This window comes from Janthinobacterium sp. BHSEK (assembly GCF_056174685.1).
Genome location: NZ_JBWBYV010000211.1, coordinates 1 through 316, shown reverse-complemented (window position 1 = coordinate 316; position 316 = coordinate 1). Strand labels below are relative to the sequence as shown.

Here is a 316-nt window from a genome sequence, read left to right as displayed (position 1 = left end):
GCCATGAATCTGGAAGAAGCGGATTATTTAGAATTTTGGGTAATGATTGCGATCAACAACTTCGCAACATGTACTTTCTTATCCTCTGTACCTGCTAAGGTTATAGGGACAAGCCGTACGGGCAATTAGTACTGGTTAGCTTAATGCATTACTGCACTTCCACACCCAGCCTATCAACGTCCTGGTCTCGAACGACCCTTCAAAGAGCTCAAGGCTCTGGGAAATCTCATCTCAAGGCAAGTTTCCCGCTTAGATGCTTTCAGCGGTTATCTCTTCCGAACTTAGCTACCCGGCAATGCCACTGGCGTGACAACCG

General features: G+C 47.2%; 1 rRNA gene. It reads right to left on the bottom strand.

What is annotated here, in order from left to right:
- Positions 1-104 precede the first annotated feature (104 nt).
- Positions 105-316: ribosomal RNA gene (locus tag AC0V2Y_RS28485) — 23S ribosomal RNA — on the bottom strand; the annotation flags it as partial.